General features: G+C 24.1%; 1 protein-coding gene. It reads left to right on the top strand.

Translation table 11 applies throughout. The features are described from left to right. The first annotated feature begins 217 nt into the window (after positions 1-217). Positions 218-1090 carry an FUSC family protein gene (locus G3997_RS00780; RefSeq protein ID WP_296646580.1) on the top strand — a complete coding sequence of 291 codons (873 nt, stop codon included), beginning with the start codon at positions 218-220 and terminating at the stop codon, positions 1088-1090. The last annotated feature ends 575 nt before the right edge of the window (positions 1091-1665 follow it).

A 1665-nucleotide genomic window follows, 5' to 3' on the forward strand; every position in this document is an offset into this window, starting at 1 on the left:
TAATATAATAAATACTTATATAAATAGAAGATACCAGATATATATCTGGTATCTTCTATTTATAACTATAAATTTAGAAATATATAGCAATAAAATTCTGAGTAAAAATTTAGAGTGAATAAAAAGTAATATAATAAAAATATTTAAATGAATTATTTAGATTCTTATAGTAAAATAAAATAGTTGTCAAAGGAATTATATCATTAGGAGGAATAAGGTGAAGTTACAAAAGATTGGAATGAGGACTATTAAGACAGGTATAGCTGTTGCAGTTTGTACCTTATTAGCACGATACTTAGTACATAATCCAATGTATGCTGGAGTTGGATGTGTAGTATCAGTACAAGATACGGTAAAAGGTTCATTTAAGTTAGGATTTAATAGAGTTCTAGGAACTTTTATAGGTGGATTAGTAGGATTTTTATGTGTATTAATTAATCCTGGAAACCCAATAATAGCTGGACTTGGGATAATGGCTAGTATATATATATGTACAACATTAGACATTAAATCAGGGATAGTTGTTTCTGCTGTTACATTCTTACTAGTACATTTAGGAATAATAGACTCTACACCAGCACATTATGCAATAAGTAGAGTTATAGATACATCTGTAGGGGTTGCAATAGGTATTGTTATAAATTATATATTAGCAAGACCTGATTATTGTGAAATAACAGATAAGAGCCTAGAAAATGCTAAGATAGTTGTTAGAGAATGTATTAAGTCAGGAATAGTAGATAATAAAAGTTTTGAGAGAGATAAGTTAAGAAGAAAAATAGCTAAGTTAGAAAATATATATTCTAAATTAAATGATGAAATTAAATTTAGTAAAAGTAGTATAGATATAGAAGCTGTTAAAGCTGAAATTTCATCATATAAAGAAATAAATCATCATATGAAGTCTATAGAGCTTTTAGATGAAGAATTATATTTAAGTGATTATAATTATTTAAGAATCAAAGAAATGTATGATGTGGACAATCTAAATTGGGAAATTGATAATAATAAAAGTCCTGTTTTTAATTATCTTTTATCAAAAATTTTAGATGAAGTTACAGAAATCGAGAGCTTAAAGATTGCAAGTTAAAATATTTTTAAAATAGGATACAATACATCTTAAATCTAAATCTCAACGAAGAGGTTAGCTTTAAGATGTACTGTATAAATTCAATATATAAGTATAGTAAACRTATAATAAARSCCMRNTTTTTAATTATCTTTTATCAAAAATTTTAGATGAAGTTACAGAAATCGACAGCTTAAAGATTGTAAGTTAAAATATTTTTAAAATAGGATACAATACATCTTAAATCTAAATCTCAAGGAAGAGGTTAGCTTTAAGATGTACTGTATAAATTCAATATATAAGTATAGTAAACGTATTAAAGAAATATTATATTAAATTCTAAATTTAAAAATAAGCCAACCTATTTATAAGTATTATATCTAATACATATACCCATTATGAACCAAATAAAATAGACATGTTTAATTAAGAACAAGCATAGTTATTGTAATAGGAATAATATTTGCAACTAATATGAATCATATGTATCTAATTAAAGGTTATGTGAAACATCAGATGCAATAAAATTACAGATATATTTAACATAAGTAAAAATATATTAAATGACTATTACTATAAATTAATAAGGAGTATTT

This window comes from Romboutsia sp. 13368 (assembly GCF_018336475.1).
Classification (GTDB): Bacteria; Bacillota; Clostridia; order Peptostreptococcales; family Peptostreptococcaceae; genus Romboutsia.